Source organism: Streptomyces sp. JLBT605 (assembly GCF_058215555.1).
This window is the reverse complement of the sequence record NZ_CM177087.1, coordinates 2,058,453-2,073,822: the sequence shown is the minus strand read 5'-3', so window position 1 is coordinate 2,073,822 and position 15,370 is coordinate 2,058,453. Positions and strand designations below refer to the sequence as shown.

The window sequence follows — 15,370 nt, the reverse complement described above, 5'->3', positions numbered from 1 at the left end:
GGGCGGCCCCCCGGATCCGTGCGGTCCGCCTTCGTCCCCATTCCCCACACCGTGACCCCATGAGGAGCAACGAACATGACCGACCACCCCTCCGGAACGCCACAGGCGCCCGCTCAGCCGCGGGAGGGTGACCGATGAGGGTCCTGCTGCTCGGTTCCAGCGGATATCTCGGCCGCTACGTCGCCGATCATCTGCTCGCCGACCCGTCGGTCCAGCTCACTGCGCTCGGCCGCAGCGACGACGCCGACGTCCGGTTCGACCTGTCCACCGGCAGCCCCGGCGCGCTCGCCCGCTTCCTGGACGCCGTCCACCCCGGCGTGGTGATCAACTGCGCCGGGGCCACCCGGGGCGGCGCCCGGGAGCTGACCCGCCACAACACCGTGGCCGCCGCCGTGGTCTGCGAGGCACTGCGCCGCAGCAGCTGCGCCGCGCGGCTGGTGCAGATCGGCTGTTCCTCGGAGTACGGCCCCTCGCCCCAGGGCTCGTCGACCGCCGAGGACGCCGTGCCGCGCCCCGGCGGCCCGTACGGGGTGAGCAAGCTCGCCGCCACCGAGCTCGTCCTCGGCTCCGGCCTGGACGCGATCGTGCTGCGGGTCTTCTCACCCGTCGGCCCCGGCACCCCGGCCGGATCGCCGCTCGGGCGGCTGGCCGACGCGATGCGCCGCGCCATGCAGTCCGGGGAGACCGAGTTGCGCCTCGGCGGCCTCGGCGTCCAGCGGGACTTCGTGGACGTACGCGATGTCGCGCGGGCGGTGCACGCCGCCTCGCTCTCGGCGGCCCAGGGCATCGTCAACATCGGCGCCGGACGGGCGGTGCGGCTGCGGGACGCGGCCGGGGTCCTCGCCCGGGTCGCGGGGTTCGGCGGATCGGTGCACGAGGTCGACATCCCCGCGGCCCGGCAGCCGGTGCTCCCCAAGGCCGCCGTGCAGACGACCGCCACGGCAGGCGGCCCGCAGACGCCGGAGCTCCCCGGCGCCGTCGGCCCGGTCCCGGCCGGCCACCCCTACCCGGACGGCTGCGGCGCCTGGCAGCAGGCCGATGTGCGCACCGCCCGCGACCGGCTCGGCTGGCGGCCGCGGATCGCGCTGGAGGAGTCCCTCGCCGACATCTGGATGGAGGCCGCGTGTCGCATCTGATCTCCGCCGCGCCCCGGCCGATCGCCGCCGCACCCGCCGCACGGCTGGGGCTGGGCGTGCCCGGCCACGCGCACCCGCTGCTCGCCCCCGCCGAATGGGCCGAGCTCACCCGCCCCGACGCGCCCCTGCACTGGACCGTGCTCAACGTGGCGCGCGGCCCCGGCGCGCGGCCGGACCCGCACTGCCTGGAGGCGGCCGCCAGGCTGCGCGCGGCGGGCGTCCGGGTGCTGGGCCAGCTGGACGTGCGCTTCGGCTCCCGGACCTTCGGCGAGCTGGTCTCGGACGCTCACCGCTTCCTGGAGTGGTACCAGGTCGACGGCTTCTACCTCGACCGCTGTCCCTCGGAACACCCCGCCCTGCCCGAGGTGCGCCGGATGACCACCACCCTGCGCGCGCTGCTGGACGACGCCCATCTGGTGCTCGGCCACGGACGGCACCCGCACCCCGATTACGCGGAGCTCGCCGACCAGTTGGTGACCTTCCGCGGCCCCTGGGCCGACTACCGCTGGTCGCAGGTGGCGGAGTGGACCGCCGGCCACCTGCCGGAGCGCTTCTGCCATCTGGTGCACGGCGTGCCCCGCCCGCATCTGGACGAGGCGCTGCGCATCGCCCGCTGGCAGGGCGCGGGGACGATCTACTTCACGGACCGGACCATCCGCCCCGGCCCGGACACCGGCGCGGCGGATCCCTGGGAGACCCTGCCCGGCTACTGGGACGAAATCGTCTCGCTGATCGGACCAGGTGTCTCGGAATGAGAAGGGGCGTGGCAGTGTTACGGAGGAAGACCCATGCTCCCACCTCTTACGGAGTCCCCGTGTCGCTGCCACCCCTGGTCGAGCCGGCCGCCGAGCTCACCGTCGACGAGGTCCGCAGGTATTCACGCCACCTGATCATCCCGGATGTCGGGATGGACGGACAGAAGCGCCTGAAGAACGCCAAGGTGCTCTGTGTGGGCGCGGGCGGCCTCGGCTCGCCCGCCCTGATGTACCTCGCCGCGGCCGGTGTCGGCACGCTCGGCATCGTGGAGTTCGACGAGGTCGACGAGTCGAACCTGCAGCGCCAGATCATCCACAGCCAGGCGGACATCGGCCGCTCCAAGGCGGAGTCCGCCCGGGACAGCGTCCTCGGCATCAACCCGTACGTCAACGTCGTCCTGCACGAGGGCCGCCTCGAAGCGGACAACGTCATGGAGATCTTCTCCCAGTACGACCTGATCGTGGACGGCACGGACAACTTCGCCACCCGCTACCTGGTCAACGACGCCTGCGTGCTGCTGAACAAGCCGTACGTCTGGGGCTCGATCTACCGCTTCGACGGCCAGGCGTCGGTCTTCTGGAGCGAGCACGGCCCGTGCTACCGCTGCCTGTACCCGGAGCCCCCGCCGCCGGGCATGGTCCCGTCCTGCGCCGAGGGCGGTGTGCTCGGTGTGCTGTGCGCCTCCATCGGGTCGATCCAGGTCACCGAGGCCATCAAGGTGCTGACCGGCACCGGCGAGCCGCTGGTCGGCCGCCTGATGATCTACGACGCCCTGGAGATGACCTACCGGCAGGTGAAGGTCCGCAAGGACCCCGACTGCGCGGTCTGCGGCCCGAACGCCACCGTCACCGAGCTGATCGACTACGAGGCGTTCTGCGGCGTGGTCTCGGAGGAGGCCCAGCAGGCCGCCGCCGGCTCCACGATCACGCCCAAGCAGCTCAAGGAGTGGATCGACGACGGCGAGTCCCTCGACATCATCGATGTCCGCGAGCCGAACGAGTTCGAGATCGTCTCCATCCCCGGCGCCCGCCTGATCCCGAAGAACGAGTTCCTGATGGGCTCGGCCCTCCAGGACCTTCCGCAGGACAGGAAGATCGTCCTGCACTGCAAGACGGGCGTCCGCTCCGCCGAGGTGCTGGCGGTGCTGAAGTCCGCGGGCTTCGCGGACGCGGTCCACGTGGGCGGCGGCGTGATCGGCTGGGTCAACCAGATCGAGCCGGAGAAGCCGGTCTACTGACCCGTACACACGAAAGGGGCCGGACCGCTTCGAAGCGGTCCGGCCCCTTCGCCGTGCGATGCGCCTAACGGCAGGTGGTGCCGGCGGCCGGGACCTTGCCGTCCAGCAGATAGCCGTCCACGGCCTTCATCAGGCAGGCGTTGCCGCTGTTGTAGCCGCCGTGGCCCTCGCCCTTGAGGGTGACGTTGATGCCCACGCCGTCACCCAGCCCGTCCGCCATCCGCTGCGCGCCCTCGTACGGGGTGGCGGGGTCACCGGTGTTGCCGATGACCACGATCGGGGCCGAGCCCTCCGCGCTGACCTCGGGCTTCTCGGTCTTGCCGGCGACCGGCCAGTCCGTGCAGCCCATCATGCCCCAGGCCATGAACTCCCCGAACACCGGCGACGCCGCGCGGAACTCGGGCATCTTCGCCTTCACGTCGTCGAGGGTGTAGCGCTGCTTGTCGTCCGCGCAGTTGATGGCCCGGTTCGCCGCGAGGACGTTGCTGTAACGGCCCTGATCGTCCCGGCTGTTGTACGAGTCGGCGAGCAGCAGCAGGGTGTTGCCCTGGCCGAGACGCATGGCCTCGTTCAGCGCCACCGTCAGCGGCTCCCAGTAGTCCTTGGAGTAGAGCGCCTGCGCTATGCCGGTCAGCGCCATGTCCTGGGTGACCTTCCGGCCACTGGTGGTGGGCAGCGGCTTCTTGTCGAGCTTCCTCAGCAGCGCGGCAAGCTTCCGGTTGCCCTCGTCCCCGCCCTTGCCGGTCGGGCACAGCGCGCCCTTCCTGGCGCAGTCCTTCATGTAGTTGTTCAGCGCCAGCTGGAAGCCCTTCGCCTGGCCGATGGCCCCGCTGACCGGGTCCTCGGTCGGGTCGACCACGGCGTCCAGCACCGAACGGCCCACGTTCTTCGGGAAGAGGTGGGCGTAGACGCCGCCCAGCTCGGTGCCGTACGAGATGCCGAAGTAGTACAGCTTCTTGTCGCCGAGGACCTCCCGCATCAGATCCATGTCACGCGCGGCGCTCACCGTGTCCACATACGGAAGCACCTTGCCGGAGTTCCGCTCGCAGCCGTCGATGTACTTCTTGTTGGTGGCGAGCGCGGTCTTCACCTCGGCGTCGTCGTCCGGCGAACTGTCGACGGCGTAGTAGGCGTCAAGCTCCTTGTCGCTCAGGCAGGTGACGCCCTCGCTCGCGCCGACGCCCCGCGGGTCGAAGCTGACCAGGTCATAACGCGAGTTCAGCGTCGCGTAGTCCGCGCCGAGGGCCGGCAGCGTGGCGATGCCGGAGCCGCCGGGCCCGCCGAAGTTGAACAGCAGCGAACCGATGCGCTTGCCGCCGCCCGTCGCCTTGGCGCGGATCAGCGCGAGGTCGATCGTCTCGCCGTCCGGCTTGGCGTAGTCCAGCGGTGCCTTGAGCGTGCTGCACTCCCACTGCCCGCCCGGAGCCTTCCCGCCGCCCTGCGCCGGGGTGGGCGCCGCGCACTTCTTCCAGTCCAGCTTCTGCCCGGTCAGCGAGGCCGGAAGCTTGCCGGCGGGGGCGGTCGCCGAAGGCCCGGACGAGTCGTCGTCCTTGTCTCCGTCTCCGCCTCCGCCGTCGTTACATCCGGTGAGAGCACCCAGCGCGACCACCAGGGCCGCGGCGACCAGGCCGTGGGTCCGCTTGGTTCGTATGGCACGTGACATAGCCGGTGATCCTAACGGTCACGGGGGGTGGCGACTCCGGAGGCGGCCACACCGTCGAACAACGGCGAGGTTGCGGATGAAACCGCGGTCCTTGATACATGCCTGTGACAGAAGGTGACCAAACGGCGCGCCGGTCAGCGGGGAAGCTTCATCGTCAGCTTTCCGCACCCCAGCCGCTCGGCCTCGGCCTCGACGTAGGGACGCAGCAGCCGGCGAGGTATGTCCCCGGATCGGGGCTTGGTGTCCTGGACGGCGAAGAGCACATCGCCTGTCTGACAGCTGGTCCGGTAGAGGGCCAGGTCGGTGCGGACCATGCTGTTGCCCCGCTTGTCGTGGGCGGTGGGGCCGCCCCAGCTGGGCAGGTCACCGAACATCTCGGTCAGCCGGGCGTCTTCGATGGTGATCAGCCTCAGCCGTGAGCCGTCGACGTCGTTGCCGACGCCGCAGACCCGTGCTGTGCCCGGGACGTGGGCGAGGAGTGTGCCGCCCTGCAGTTCATAGGACTCCTTCTCGGCCCAGGCGGCGGGCAGTGTCAGGCCCTCGACGTCGCATATCCGCCCGGGTTTGGTGTCCACGGGTACGGGGGGCGCGGGCAGCCGACCCGGTATCGGGAACGCGCCGTCACATCCCAGCTCGCTCAGAGCGGCATTGGCCAGCTTCACGGTCGCTCTCGCCAGCCGGTCGCGGAACTTGCGGTTCGGCGCGTCGGTCAGCGGAAGCTTTCCCCAGGACACGTCCAGCACGCTGGGTGCGTCGTTGAGAGAGCCGTCCGCGCACTGCCTCGGGAGCGCCAGCCAGGCACGGCTCTCGCTGACCATGCCCACCACGTCGTTGCCGAACGAGACCGCCTGGGGGCTGAGGAACGTCTCGGCCCAGCCCTCTGCCTGGGGGTCATACTGCATGTCGGGCTGGTGCAGCCGGAATTCCAGAGCGCTGTCGGGCCTCCCGTGACGGGACAGCACGATCCGGCAGAGCCCATACGGTCCATCGTCGCCGTCGTCCATGAGGACCGGAGTGATCTCCTCGGCACTGATGGAGACTTCGGGAACGAACATCTCCTCGGCGTCCCGCAGGGTCAGCGCGGACCAGCACAGGGCTTGATCCTTATCGCCCGACCACGGAAGGCCGTCGGTCCGCCAGGCGGTCAGCGTCGCGCCGAGGAGCGCGCCGGCCAGCCCCACGGCGACCAACTGGCCGGGGCGCGATCGCAGCCGGCGCGTCCATCGCCGCCGCGGCCGCTGCTTGGACCCGAACGCGTTCTCGGCCTCTTCCACGTCCTGCATGGTCATGCCCTGTCTCCTCGGGGGGCCACCGGTGAGCATCCGATGCGCTTGGCCGCGGCGTCCACATAGACCGGGAACGCACGGCTGGTGGAGCGGAGGCCGGGTGTCGTGGCAGCGTCACCGCCACGCTCGGTGAAGAACACGGTGGGGCGGCCGCCGCAGTCCGCCCGCACCAGCGCCCCGGTGTCATCGACGTATCCGGTGCCGCGCCAGCCCCGGCCCGGCGCCGTGGCACCGGCCAACCCGTCGAAGAGCGCCACCAGCCGGGGGCGGGCGGTCATGGTGAACTGGGCGACCGGCTCCTTGAAGTAATCGACGAGGCAGGTCTGCAGGTCAGGTCCCACCGGCCCCAGGCGGTAGCCGAGGTCGCTCTGCTCGAAGGTGGACTTGTCGTGCTCGGCGGCCCTCCCCAGCCCGGCTATCGCGCAGGTGCCGGGGGTGAACTCGATGTCGTCGGCAGACGGGTTCAGGTCGGCGTAGACCGGGGTGGTGAAGGCCAGCGGCTTCTCCGGCGCGCACCCGGCCCGCTCCATCCCATGATTGGCGAGCTCGATGAGCAACTGCCCGGTGCGCCAGAGCGAGTCCCCGGTGGGCAGTGAGCTCACGAAGTCACCGCTGCCGGCCTTCCTGCCGCTGATGGTCACCACCGACGGCCGACCGTTGGCATCGCACGCCTCGGGCAGCACCACGGCGGCGAAGGAACGGCTGACGAAGCCGGGCAGGCCCTCCGGCAACGCCGCGCCGCTGCTGCCGAAGAACGTCCTCAGCCAGGCCCGGCGGGCGGCGGCGTCCCGAGGAGCGGTGTCGTAGCTCGCCACCACCTGCTCGTGCTCCCGGTCCTGGCCGGAGCCCTGGTCCCAGGAGAGTGAACAGGAGCCGCGCGGTCTGCCCGGCGTGGGTGCGGTCTCCGAGACTTCCAGCCGATGGTCGTCATCACTGAAGAAGGACACCTCGGCCTCCGGCCGCCAGGCGCCCCAGCACCGCGCCCGGTCCTCCGCCGCGTCGTCCCGCGACCACCACACCACGGAACCGGTGGCCAGCAGAGCCCCCACCACCGTGCCGATCATCATCCGGCGGCTCTGCCCGAACCGCCGCCAACGCCCCGTCATCCACGCCCCCGGCGTCTCCGTGTCCCCCGGCAACCCATCGCACCGATCGTAACCGGGCCCACTGACAGTACGTTCGATTGGCGTTACGTACCGTGATGGGCGTGTTGGGGGAGGCGGCGTGTTTTGCGGCAGCTGCCTCTACAGCGCCTCTTTCCGCGTGAGGTGGGTGAACGACAGCCAGCCGGGCAGCACCGGAAGCCAGAAGGTCATCAGCCGGAAGAGGAACACCGCCGGGGTGGCGGTCTCGTACGGCAGCCCGGCGAAGGTCAGACCGGTGATCAGCGCGGCCTCCACGGCACCCACACCGCCGGGGGTGGGCGCGGCCGAGCCCAGGGCGTTGCCCGCGAGGAAGACCACCGCGATGCTGGCGTAGCTCAACTCACCGCCGAAGGCACGGATCGAGGCGTCCAGGCACATCACGAACGCCGCCGTCAGCAGCAGCATCCCGCCGATGCCCGCGAGCAGCTTCTGCGGCCGCTGGAGGACGTCCAGCATGCGGGGCACCACCCCGGCGAAGAGCGATCGCACGCGGGTGGAGACGAACTTCCGCAGAGCCGGGATCGCCGTCACCACCAGCACCAGCACCGCCGCCGTCAGCAGTCCGGCGATCACCGTGCGGGACGGTGAGAGGGTCGGCGTGCGCTCGGTGCCGGTGATGTAGCCGAAGGTCAGCAGCAGCAGGACGTGGCTGGCGAGGCCGAACAGCTGGGAGGCGCCGACACTGGCGACCGCCAGCCCCGGCCGGACGCCCGCGCGTTGCAGGAAGCGGGTGTTGAGCGCCACGCCGCCGACCGCCGCCGGGGCCACCAGCTTGGCGAACGACGCGGCGACCTGCGCCAGGACGGTGCGGCCGAACGGCACCTTCTCGGGCACGAACCCGAGCAGGCTGATCGCGGCGGCCACATAGGTCAGGGCGGAGAAGAGCAGGGCGATGACCACCCACAGGTAGTCGGCGTCGCCGATCACCCTGCCCAGCTGGATGTGCGTGAACTGGGACAGCAGGAAGTAGGCGGCGAACGCACCGGCGCAGAAGCTGACCAGGGTGCGCATCCGGATGCGCTCCAGCCGGACCGGCTCTATCGGCGCCTGCGGCCGCATCAGCAGCACCTGCTGCCGGATCTGGGAGAGCAGATCCTCTTCGCGGGCCTCTTCCAGCGCCTCGTCGATCGCCCGCTTCTCGGCCTGCTTCTCCGCCTTCTCCGCCTGCCGCTCGGCCTTCAGCGCCTTGCGGTCGTGTCGTGGTGCCACCGCGACCGGCCGCGGGCCGCCCTCCTCGGCAGGCGCCCGCCTGGCCTCCTCGGCGGCCTCCTTCGCCGCCTCCTTGGCTTCCTTCCTGGCCCGCGACGCCTCCAGCACCGCCTCGCGCTCCCGCTGGGCGCGCATCCGTGCCAGCTGGCGCAGGGTCGCGCGGGTGCTGCGGTTGAGCGCCAGCGGCTGGAGCAGCGGCAGGCTGTCGGCGACCGTGTCCGGCCCGAGCACCGAGACGGCCGCGGCCACCGAACGCTCCGCGCCGACCCGCAGCCCCAAGGTGGTGAGCAGCTGCGCGATGTCCATGCGCAGCACCAGATCACCGGCCGCGATCTCGCCACCGCGCAGGTCGGTGAGGATGACCTTGCCGGATCGATCCACCAGAAGGGCGTCCCCCTCCAGCCTGCGGTGCGCGATCCGTCGCGACTGCAACGCCTTGACCTGGCGCCAGGCGCCCGCCAGCAGATCGTCGGTGATCGCTTCGTCCGGCAGGGAGTTCAGCGAACGGCCGCCGGTGTGCTCGTACACCAGCATCACGGCGTCCGGACCCAGCTCGGAGGTGGCGATCAGCTTGGGCGCGTTGGCGCCGGCCGCGATCGCCGCGTACGCCAGCAGCGCCTCCTGCTCCAGGGCCTGGCGCAGCGACTGGAGGCTGCGCGGCTGGGTGATGCTGCGCAGCGCGAGCCGCTGCCACAGGCGGTAGAAGAAGCCCTGCGCCTGCTGCTCGCGGTCGACCACGGTGACGTCGAGCGGAGGGCCGTCCTCCAGAGTGACCAGATAGCGGCGGCCCCGATCGGACTGGCTGCCGCCCGACGGGCCGGCTCCGGCCGCGCCCGCCTGGCTGCCCTCGGCCGCCTCGGTGGCGTCTGTGGAGTCGGTGGTGTCGGTGGTGTCGGTGGTGTCGGCGGGGTGGATCGTGTCGTGGTCCGGGTACGGGGCGTCGTCCTCGTGGCGGAGCGCGCTGACCGGGCGGAAGCCGACCCGGCGCAGCCCCGCCAGCAGGTGCTGCCCGGTGGGCCGGACGTTCGGCGAGCCGACGGCGTAGAGCGTGCCGAAGGCGACGGTCCAGCCGATCAGCACCGTGATGACGATGGCGAACGGGGTGGTGTAGCCGCCGATGAGCACCGCGAAGGCGTCGAGCAGCAGCACGCACCACATCGCCACCCGCCAGCGGGGGCGGCGGGCCATTCCGACCGCCGTCATATAGGCGATGACCGGCGCCAGATAGCCGTGCACCGGGTCGCTGAAGGTGCCGCCGGTGGTCTGCTGGGTGAGCGCCTCGCGGATCGATTCGGGGGCCCCCTGGGCGACCCAGAGATCGGTGGCGAGTGAGACGCCGTGGGCGAGGACGGCGGCCAGCACCCCGTCCGCGATCCGCAGACCGTCGCGTCTGATCAGCCGCTCGATGGCGAACGCCACCGGCAGGATCAGCACCGCGACGCTGGCGCCCAGCCCCGCCAGGTCGATCAGCAGCGCGGGCGCCTCCTCGGTGCCCTCGCCGATGTCCTGCTCCAGCCCGGCGGTGGTGCCGTGCGCGAAGGCCGAGATGGCCAGCACGATGCCGATGCCGAGGACACCGAGCAGCAGGCGCAGCAGGTCGGAGGGGCGGTGGACCCGGGCGGGGAGCAGCGGCTCGTCGCCCGAGACCCGCCCGGCGCGCAGATCGGGGCCGGGGCTCCCGTCGTCGCTGCCGTCGCCGCCGTCGGTCGGATCCTCGCGCCGGTCGCCCCGGTGCGCGCCGTGCGGCTCGGGCGCCTCGTCCCGGGCGGTGGCGTGCGCGTCCGGGACGTCCGGAGCTCCCGGGCCTCCCGGAGTGTCCGCGGGAGTGCCCGGGGTGCCGGAGGTCTCCGGCGGCGGGGACGAGGAGTCCGGAGTCTGCGGGTTGTCCGAAGTGTTCATGGCGCGCGATTCACCGGAGCACGGCAGCGCTTGAGGAGTGCGGGCCTCTTCCGGAGGCTGCGCACCCTGCTGCTCGGCCGTCTCTTCTTGATCTCGTATCACCAGTCACCGCCCGGAAGATGGTGGCATGACCGGGCTCGGGAGGAGGGCATCAGGGTGTATTTCGAGGACGTGAAATTCGGATCGTACGGACTGTAGCCGCGCCACGGACGGATAGTGACCAGGTTGGCCGGATGTGCTCCCCGGCGCGGCCGGCGGGGAGAGCACCGGTGGCGGCGATGCCCGGGCCGTTGTCGGTGGGGTGCGGCAGGATGGGCCGGATGAGCCGGGAGAGCGAAGAGCCAGGGGACGCGGAGGCGCTGCCCGAGTACGCGGAGCGGGTGCTGGAGGTCGCCGAGCTGATTCCGCCCGGCCGGGTGATGAGCTACGGCGATGTCGCCGAGTGGCTGGCCTCGGAGGACGAGGACGAAGGCAAGGACGAAGGGCGGGCCGGCGACCGGCCAGGCGGCGGGCGCGGGGGCGGACCGCGGCAGGTCGGGCGCGCCATGGCGCTGTACGGAGGTGCCGTGCCCTGGTGGCGTGTGGTGCGCGCGGACGGTGTCCTGCTGCCCGGCCACGAGCAGCGCGCGCTCGCCCACTACCGCGAGGAGGGCACCCCGCTGCGGGAGGCGGCGCGCTCCACCGAAGGGCACCTGCCGAGGATCCGGATGTCCGCCGCCCGCTGGGACGGGCGCACCGGCACGGACTCCGCGGCAGCGGGCCCCGGCGCCCGGGCGGGAGCGGCTGCCGGCCCGGCACCGGCCGGCGGCGCGGGGCGGGTGGCCGGCCGGGGGCGTCCGGCGGACGGTGGTGCCTCCGGGGACGGTGAGATATCCGCGCCCGGCACGGCCCCCGCTCGCCACGGAGACATCTCTCACACCTGACAGCTTCGTCCACCCGGCGCCGTACCGGCAGTCCGCGCCCCGGCGATCGGCCGTCGGCCGCCTTCCGTACCGCCGGGCCATCGCCTCGCCGGCCGCCCGACCGGCGGCGGACGGCCCGCTGACGGCCCGGCGCGAGGTGTACGCCATCGCCGCCCGGAGCCCGGGGGACGGGCAGGGCGCGCAGGTGTACTGGCCAGGGACCGGCACCGGACGCCCTGCGGGCCGCGCCGCGACTGGCGTAGCGTCTGGGGGGTTCTCCGTCCCCCGCGACGACGCTCCCCCGGGCCCTGTCCGGGAGGGGTCGAAGCGCGTCACCAGGGACGGGCCGGGGGTGGTCCACGGCGGTCCGTGCGTCCTCATCTCCCGGCCTCCTCCGGGCCGCGTCCGGGGGGACTCCCAGCCCGACCCTCGTATCCGCACGACATCCAGCACACCCACCAGGACCGGCGATCCACGTGAGCTCCTCCTCCTCGTCCCCAGCGCGGCAGCGGCAGGTGCGGCCGGGGGCACCCCAACCCGGGCCGCCAGGCTCAGGGGGACCGTCCTCGGGCGCGTATCGACTGGTACGTACCCCGCCGGGGCCGGTGACCCCCCCTGTGCTGGACGCGCGGCAGCGTGCCGTGGTTGACCATGAGTCCGGGCCGCTGCTGGTCCTCGCCGGACCGGGCACCGGCAAGACCACGACCCTGGTGGAGGCGGTCGCCGAGCGGGTGCGGCGCGGGGCCGACCCCGAGCGCCTGCTGGTCCTCACCTTCAGCCGCAAGGCCGCGGTCGAACTCCGCGACCGGATGGCGGCCCGACTGCCGGGCGGCCGGGCCCCGCAGGCCACCACCTTCCACTCCTACTGCTACGCCCTGGTCCGCGCCCACCAGGACGCCGACCTCTTCGCCGACCCGCTGCGGCTGCTCTCCGGACCCGAGCAGGACGTCGTGGTCCGCGAGCTGCTCGCCGGGCAGGCCGAGCTGGAACGCGAAGGCCGCGCCCTGGTCCGCTGGCCCGACGAACTGCGCGCCTGCCTGACCACCCGCGGCTTCGCCGACGAGGTACGCGCGGTGCTCGCCCGCAGCCGCGAACTCGGCCTCGGCCCGGAGACCCTCGCCGCCTTCGCCGCCCGCACCGGCCGGCCCGACTGGGATGCGGCGGCCGCCTTCCTCGCCGAGTACCTCGACGTGCTCGACGCCCAGGGGGTGCTGGACTACGCCGAGCTGGTGCACCGTGCCGTGCTGCTCGCGGAGCGTCCCGACGTCGCGGCCGCGCTGGCCGGGGCGTACGACGCGGTGTTCGTCGACGAGTACCAGGACACCGACGTGGCGCAGCTGCGGCTGCTGCGCGCCCTGGCCGGGAACCGGGCACCGCGTCCCGCAGGTCTTTTCCGGGCGGATGGTGGCGGGAGGGAACGGGGAAGGGGGCAGGGCCGCGCTCTGGTCGTCTTCGGCGACCCGGACCAGTCGATCTACGCCTTCCGCGGCGCGGACGTCAACGGCATCCTCGACTTCCCGCACGCCTTCCCGCGTGCCGATGGCACCCCGGCACCGGTGGAGGTCCTCCGTACCTCCCGGCGCTCCGGCGCCGCGCTGCTCGCCGCCACCCGCCTGCTCACCGCCCGGATGCCGCTCAACCGGTTGCCGGCCGAGGCGGTGCGCGCGCACCGCGAGCTGTCCGCCACCCGCCCGGGCGGCCAGGTGGAGGCGTACACCTACCCCACGGCCGGGGCCGAACTCGACAACATCGCCGACATCCTGCGCCGCGCCCACCTGGAGGACGGCATTCCGTGGCGGGAGATGGCGGTGCTGGTGCGCGCCGGCAGCCGATCCCTGCCCGCCGTACGCCGCGCCCTGACCACGGCGGGTGTTCCGGTCGAGGTGGACGGCGACGACATCCCGCTGCGCCATGAGCCCGCGGTGGCCCCACTGCTCACCGCCCTGCGCGCGGCGGCCACCGCCGCCCTCGCGCCCCCGGCCACCAGCCTCCCCGACTCGGCCGACGCGTCCCGCCGGGGCCCGGCTCCTGAGGGGGCTGCCGACCTGTCCCGCCATCCGGCTGCGGCGGAGGCCGCCGACCCATCCCCCCGCCCGAGCCCGGCGGAGGCCGCCGACGCGTCCCCCCGCCCGGCCCCGCCGGAGGCGGTCGACACCGCGGCCGGCGTCCCGGCGTCCGTGGACGGGACCGGCACCCCCGCCCCCGCTGACGCGGCCGACCTCCCGGCGTCGGTCGCCGGGACCCCCGGCCGGCTGGATCCGGAGACCGCGCTCACCCTGCTCACCTCGCCGCTCGGCGGCATGGACGCCGCCGACCTGCGCAGGCTGGGCCGGGCGCTGCGGGAGGAGGAGCGGGCCGCGGGCAACCCGGTGCCGCGCCCCTCCGACGTCCTGCTCGCCGAGGCGCTCGCCGAGCCCGAGCGTCTGGTCGCGCACGACCCCGGATACGCGCGCGGCGCCCAGCGGCTCGGGCTGCTGCTGCGCAAGGCGCGTGAGCTGCTCGCCGGCGGCGGCACCGCCGAAGAGGCGCTGTGGCAGCTGTGGGACGGCACCCCCTGGCCGCAGCGGTTGGAGCGGGCCGCCCGCCGGGGCGGGGCGGCCGGCCGGAACGCCGACCGCGACCTGGACGCGGTGTGCGCGCTCTTCGAAACCGCCGCGCGCGCCGAGCAGCGCACCGGGGGCCGTGGCGCGCTCAACTTCCTCGACGAGCTGGACGCCCAGGACATCGCCGCCGACACCCTCACCCGGCGCGCGGTCCGCCCCGACGCCGTACGGCTGATGACCGCGCACCGCTCCAAGGGCCTGGAATGGCGCCTGGTCGTGGTGGCCGGGGTCCAGGAGGGGCTCTGGCCGGACCTGCGGCGCCGCGGCTCGCTGCTGGAGGCCGACCGGATCGGCCGGGACGGGCTCGCCGAGCCGCTGTCGCAGCGCGCGCTGCTCGCCGAGGAGCGGCGGCTGTTCTACGTGGCGGCCACCCGCGCCCGGGAGCGCCTGGTGGTCACCGCCGTCAAGGCGGCGGCCGAGGACGGCGATCAGCCCTCCCGGTTCCTGGCCGAGCTGGGCGTCGAACCGGTCGACGTCACCCAGCGCCCGCGCCGCCCGCTGGCCGTGGCCGCGCTCGTCGCGGAGCTGCGCGCCACCACCGTCGACCCGGAGGCGTCCGAGGAGCTGCGGGAGGCCGCCGCCCGGCGGCTGGCCCGGCTCGCGGCGCTGCGCGACGACGAGGGCCAGCCCCTGGTCCCCGCCGCCCACCCCTACCGCTGGTGGGGCCTGAACGAGCCGACGCACAGCACGCTGCCGCTGCGCGACCGCGACCGGCCGGTGGCGCTGTCCGGCAGCGCCCTCGACCAGCTGGTGAACACCTGCTCCCTCCAGTGGTTCCTGGGGCGTGAGGTGAAGGCCGACGAGCCGGCCACGGCCGCCCAGGGCTTCGGCAACGTGGTGCACGTGCTGGCCGACGAGGTCGCCTCCGGGCAGACCCCGGCCGACCTCGCGGTCCTCATGGAGCGCCTGGACTCCGTATGGGACGCGCTCGCCTTCGACGCGCCCTGGAAGTCCCGGCAGGAGAAGGAGAACGCCCGGGCGGCGCTGGAACGCTTCCTGCGCTGGCATGTGATGGAGCGCGGTGGCCGCACGCCGGTCGCCACCGAGCACGGCTTCGACGTCACCCTGGAGACCGGCGGCTACGCGGTGCGGATCAGGGGCAGCATGGACCGGGTCGAGGCGGACCCGGACGGGCGGGCGTACGTCGTCGACTTCAAGACCGGTAAGCAGGCCGTCTCGCGGGACGCGGTCGCCCGCCACCCGCAGCTCGCCGTCTACCAGCTCGCGGTGCGGGAGGGAGCGGTCGACGAGCTCTTCGGCGGCGTACGCCCCGAGCCGGGCGGCGCGGAGCTGGTGCAGCTGCGGCAGGCCGCGGCCAAGAAGGACGGCGGCGAGACGGTACCCAAGGTGCAGAGCCAGACCCCGCTGGAAGGGGAGGACGTGGGGGAGCTGCTGGCCGAGGCCGCCGCGCGGGTGCTCGACGAGCGCTTCGCGCCGAGCGCCGGCGAGCACTGCGGCCGCTGCGCCTTCCGCGCCTCGTGCAGCGCCCGGCCGGAGGGCCGTCATGTGGTGGAGTGACGAGCGCTCGGGCGCC

At 73.3% G+C, this 15,370-nt stretch carries 9 protein-coding genes; 5 read left to right on the top strand and 4 right to left on the bottom strand.

The window, feature by feature from the left end; translation table 11 throughout:
• The first annotated feature begins 134 nt into the window (after nucleotides 1-134).
• The 3 genes from AC4BDD_RS09265 to moeZ are packed head-to-tail and all read left to right on the top strand — an operon-like array spanning nucleotide 135 to nucleotide 3,129.
• Nucleotides 135-1,136, top strand: a complete 1,002-nt coding sequence (locus AC4BDD_RS09265) for an NAD-dependent epimerase/dehydratase family protein (RefSeq protein WP_490690502.1) — start codon at nucleotides 135-137, stop codon at nucleotides 1,134-1,136.
• Complete coding sequence (locus tag AC4BDD_RS09260; RefSeq protein WP_490690501.1) at nucleotides 1,124-1,891, top strand: spherulation-specific family 4 protein; 768 nt, start codon at nucleotides 1,124-1,126, stop codon at nucleotides 1,889-1,891. Before AC4BDD_RS09265 ends, AC4BDD_RS09260 begins: the two co-directional genes overlap by 13 nt.
• Nucleotides 1,892-1,950: 59 nt before the next feature.
• Nucleotides 1,951-3,129, top strand: coding sequence for an adenylyltransferase/sulfurtransferase MoeZ (gene moeZ / locus AC4BDD_RS09255; RefSeq protein WP_490690500.1), 1,179 nt, complete (start codon nucleotides 1,951-1,953; stop codon nucleotides 3,127-3,129).
• Nucleotides 3,130-3,193: 64 nt separating this feature from the next.
• On the opposite strand, the gene AC4BDD_RS09250 is transcribed toward moeZ, so the two are convergent.
• The 4 genes from AC4BDD_RS09250 to AC4BDD_RS09235 form a co-directional block, all read right to left on the bottom strand.
• Nucleotides 3,194-4,792, bottom strand: coding sequence for an alpha/beta hydrolase (locus AC4BDD_RS09250; protein ID WP_490690499.1), 1,599 nt, complete (start codon nucleotides 4,790-4,792; stop codon nucleotides 3,194-3,196).
• A 134-nt stretch (nucleotides 4,793-4,926) separates the two neighbouring features.
• Complete coding sequence (locus AC4BDD_RS09245) at nucleotides 4,927-6,081, bottom strand: hypothetical protein (RefSeq protein WP_490690498.1); 1,155 nt, start codon at nucleotides 6,079-6,081, stop codon at nucleotides 4,927-4,929.
• Nucleotides 6,078-7,184 carry a hypothetical protein gene (locus tag AC4BDD_RS09240; protein WP_490690497.1) on the bottom strand — a complete coding sequence of 369 codons (1,107 nt, stop codon included), beginning with the start codon at nucleotides 7,182-7,184 and terminating at the stop codon, nucleotides 6,078-6,080. The genes AC4BDD_RS09245 and AC4BDD_RS09240 overlap by 4 nt, the downstream gene beginning before the upstream one ends.
• A 138-nt stretch (nucleotides 7,185-7,322) precedes the next feature.
• Complete coding sequence (locus tag AC4BDD_RS09235; RefSeq protein ID WP_490690496.1) at nucleotides 7,323-10,433, bottom strand: lysylphosphatidylglycerol synthase transmembrane domain-containing protein; 3,111 nt, start codon at nucleotides 10,431-10,433, stop codon at nucleotides 7,323-7,325.
• Nucleotides 10,434-10,651: 218 nt separating this feature from the next.
• Here AC4BDD_RS09235 and AC4BDD_RS09230 point away from each other — a divergent pair, with 218 nt between their 5' ends.
• Together AC4BDD_RS09230 and AC4BDD_RS09225 are read left to right on the top strand one after the other, a co-directional pair.
• Nucleotides 10,652-11,254 carry an MGMT family protein gene (locus AC4BDD_RS09230; protein WP_490690495.1) on the top strand — a complete coding sequence of 201 codons (603 nt, stop codon included), beginning with the start codon at nucleotides 10,652-10,654 and terminating at the stop codon, nucleotides 11,252-11,254.
• Between the two features lie 455 nt (nucleotides 11,255-11,709).
• On the top strand, nucleotides 11,710-15,354 hold the full coding sequence (locus tag AC4BDD_RS09225; protein ID WP_490690494.1) for an ATP-dependent helicase: 3,645 nt from the start codon (nucleotides 11,710-11,712) through the stop codon (nucleotides 15,352-15,354).
• Nucleotides 15,355-15,370: the final 16 nt, after the last annotated feature.

What these genes read in the sequence shown, in the direction of transcription:
- AC4BDD_RS09265 (WP_490690502.1), top strand. Translation starts at nt 135, where the DNA reads ATGAGGGTCCTGCTGCTCGGTTCCAGCGGATATCTCGGCCGCTACGTC.
- AC4BDD_RS09250 (WP_490690499.1), bottom strand. Translation starts at nt 4,792, where the DNA reads ATGTCACGTGCCATACGAACCAAGCGGACCCACGGCCTGGTCGCCGCG.
- AC4BDD_RS09245 (WP_490690498.1), bottom strand. Translation starts at nt 6,081, where the DNA reads ATGACCATGCAGGACGTGGAAGAGGCCGAGAACGCGTTCGGGTCCAAG.
- AC4BDD_RS09230 (WP_490690495.1), top strand. Translation starts at nt 10,652, where the DNA reads ATGAGCCGGGAGAGCGAAGAGCCAGGGGACGCGGAGGCGCTGCCCGAG.
- AC4BDD_RS09240 (WP_490690497.1), bottom strand. Translation starts at nt 7,184, where the DNA reads ATGACGGGGCGTTGGCGGCGGTTCGGGCAGAGCCGCCGGATGATGATC.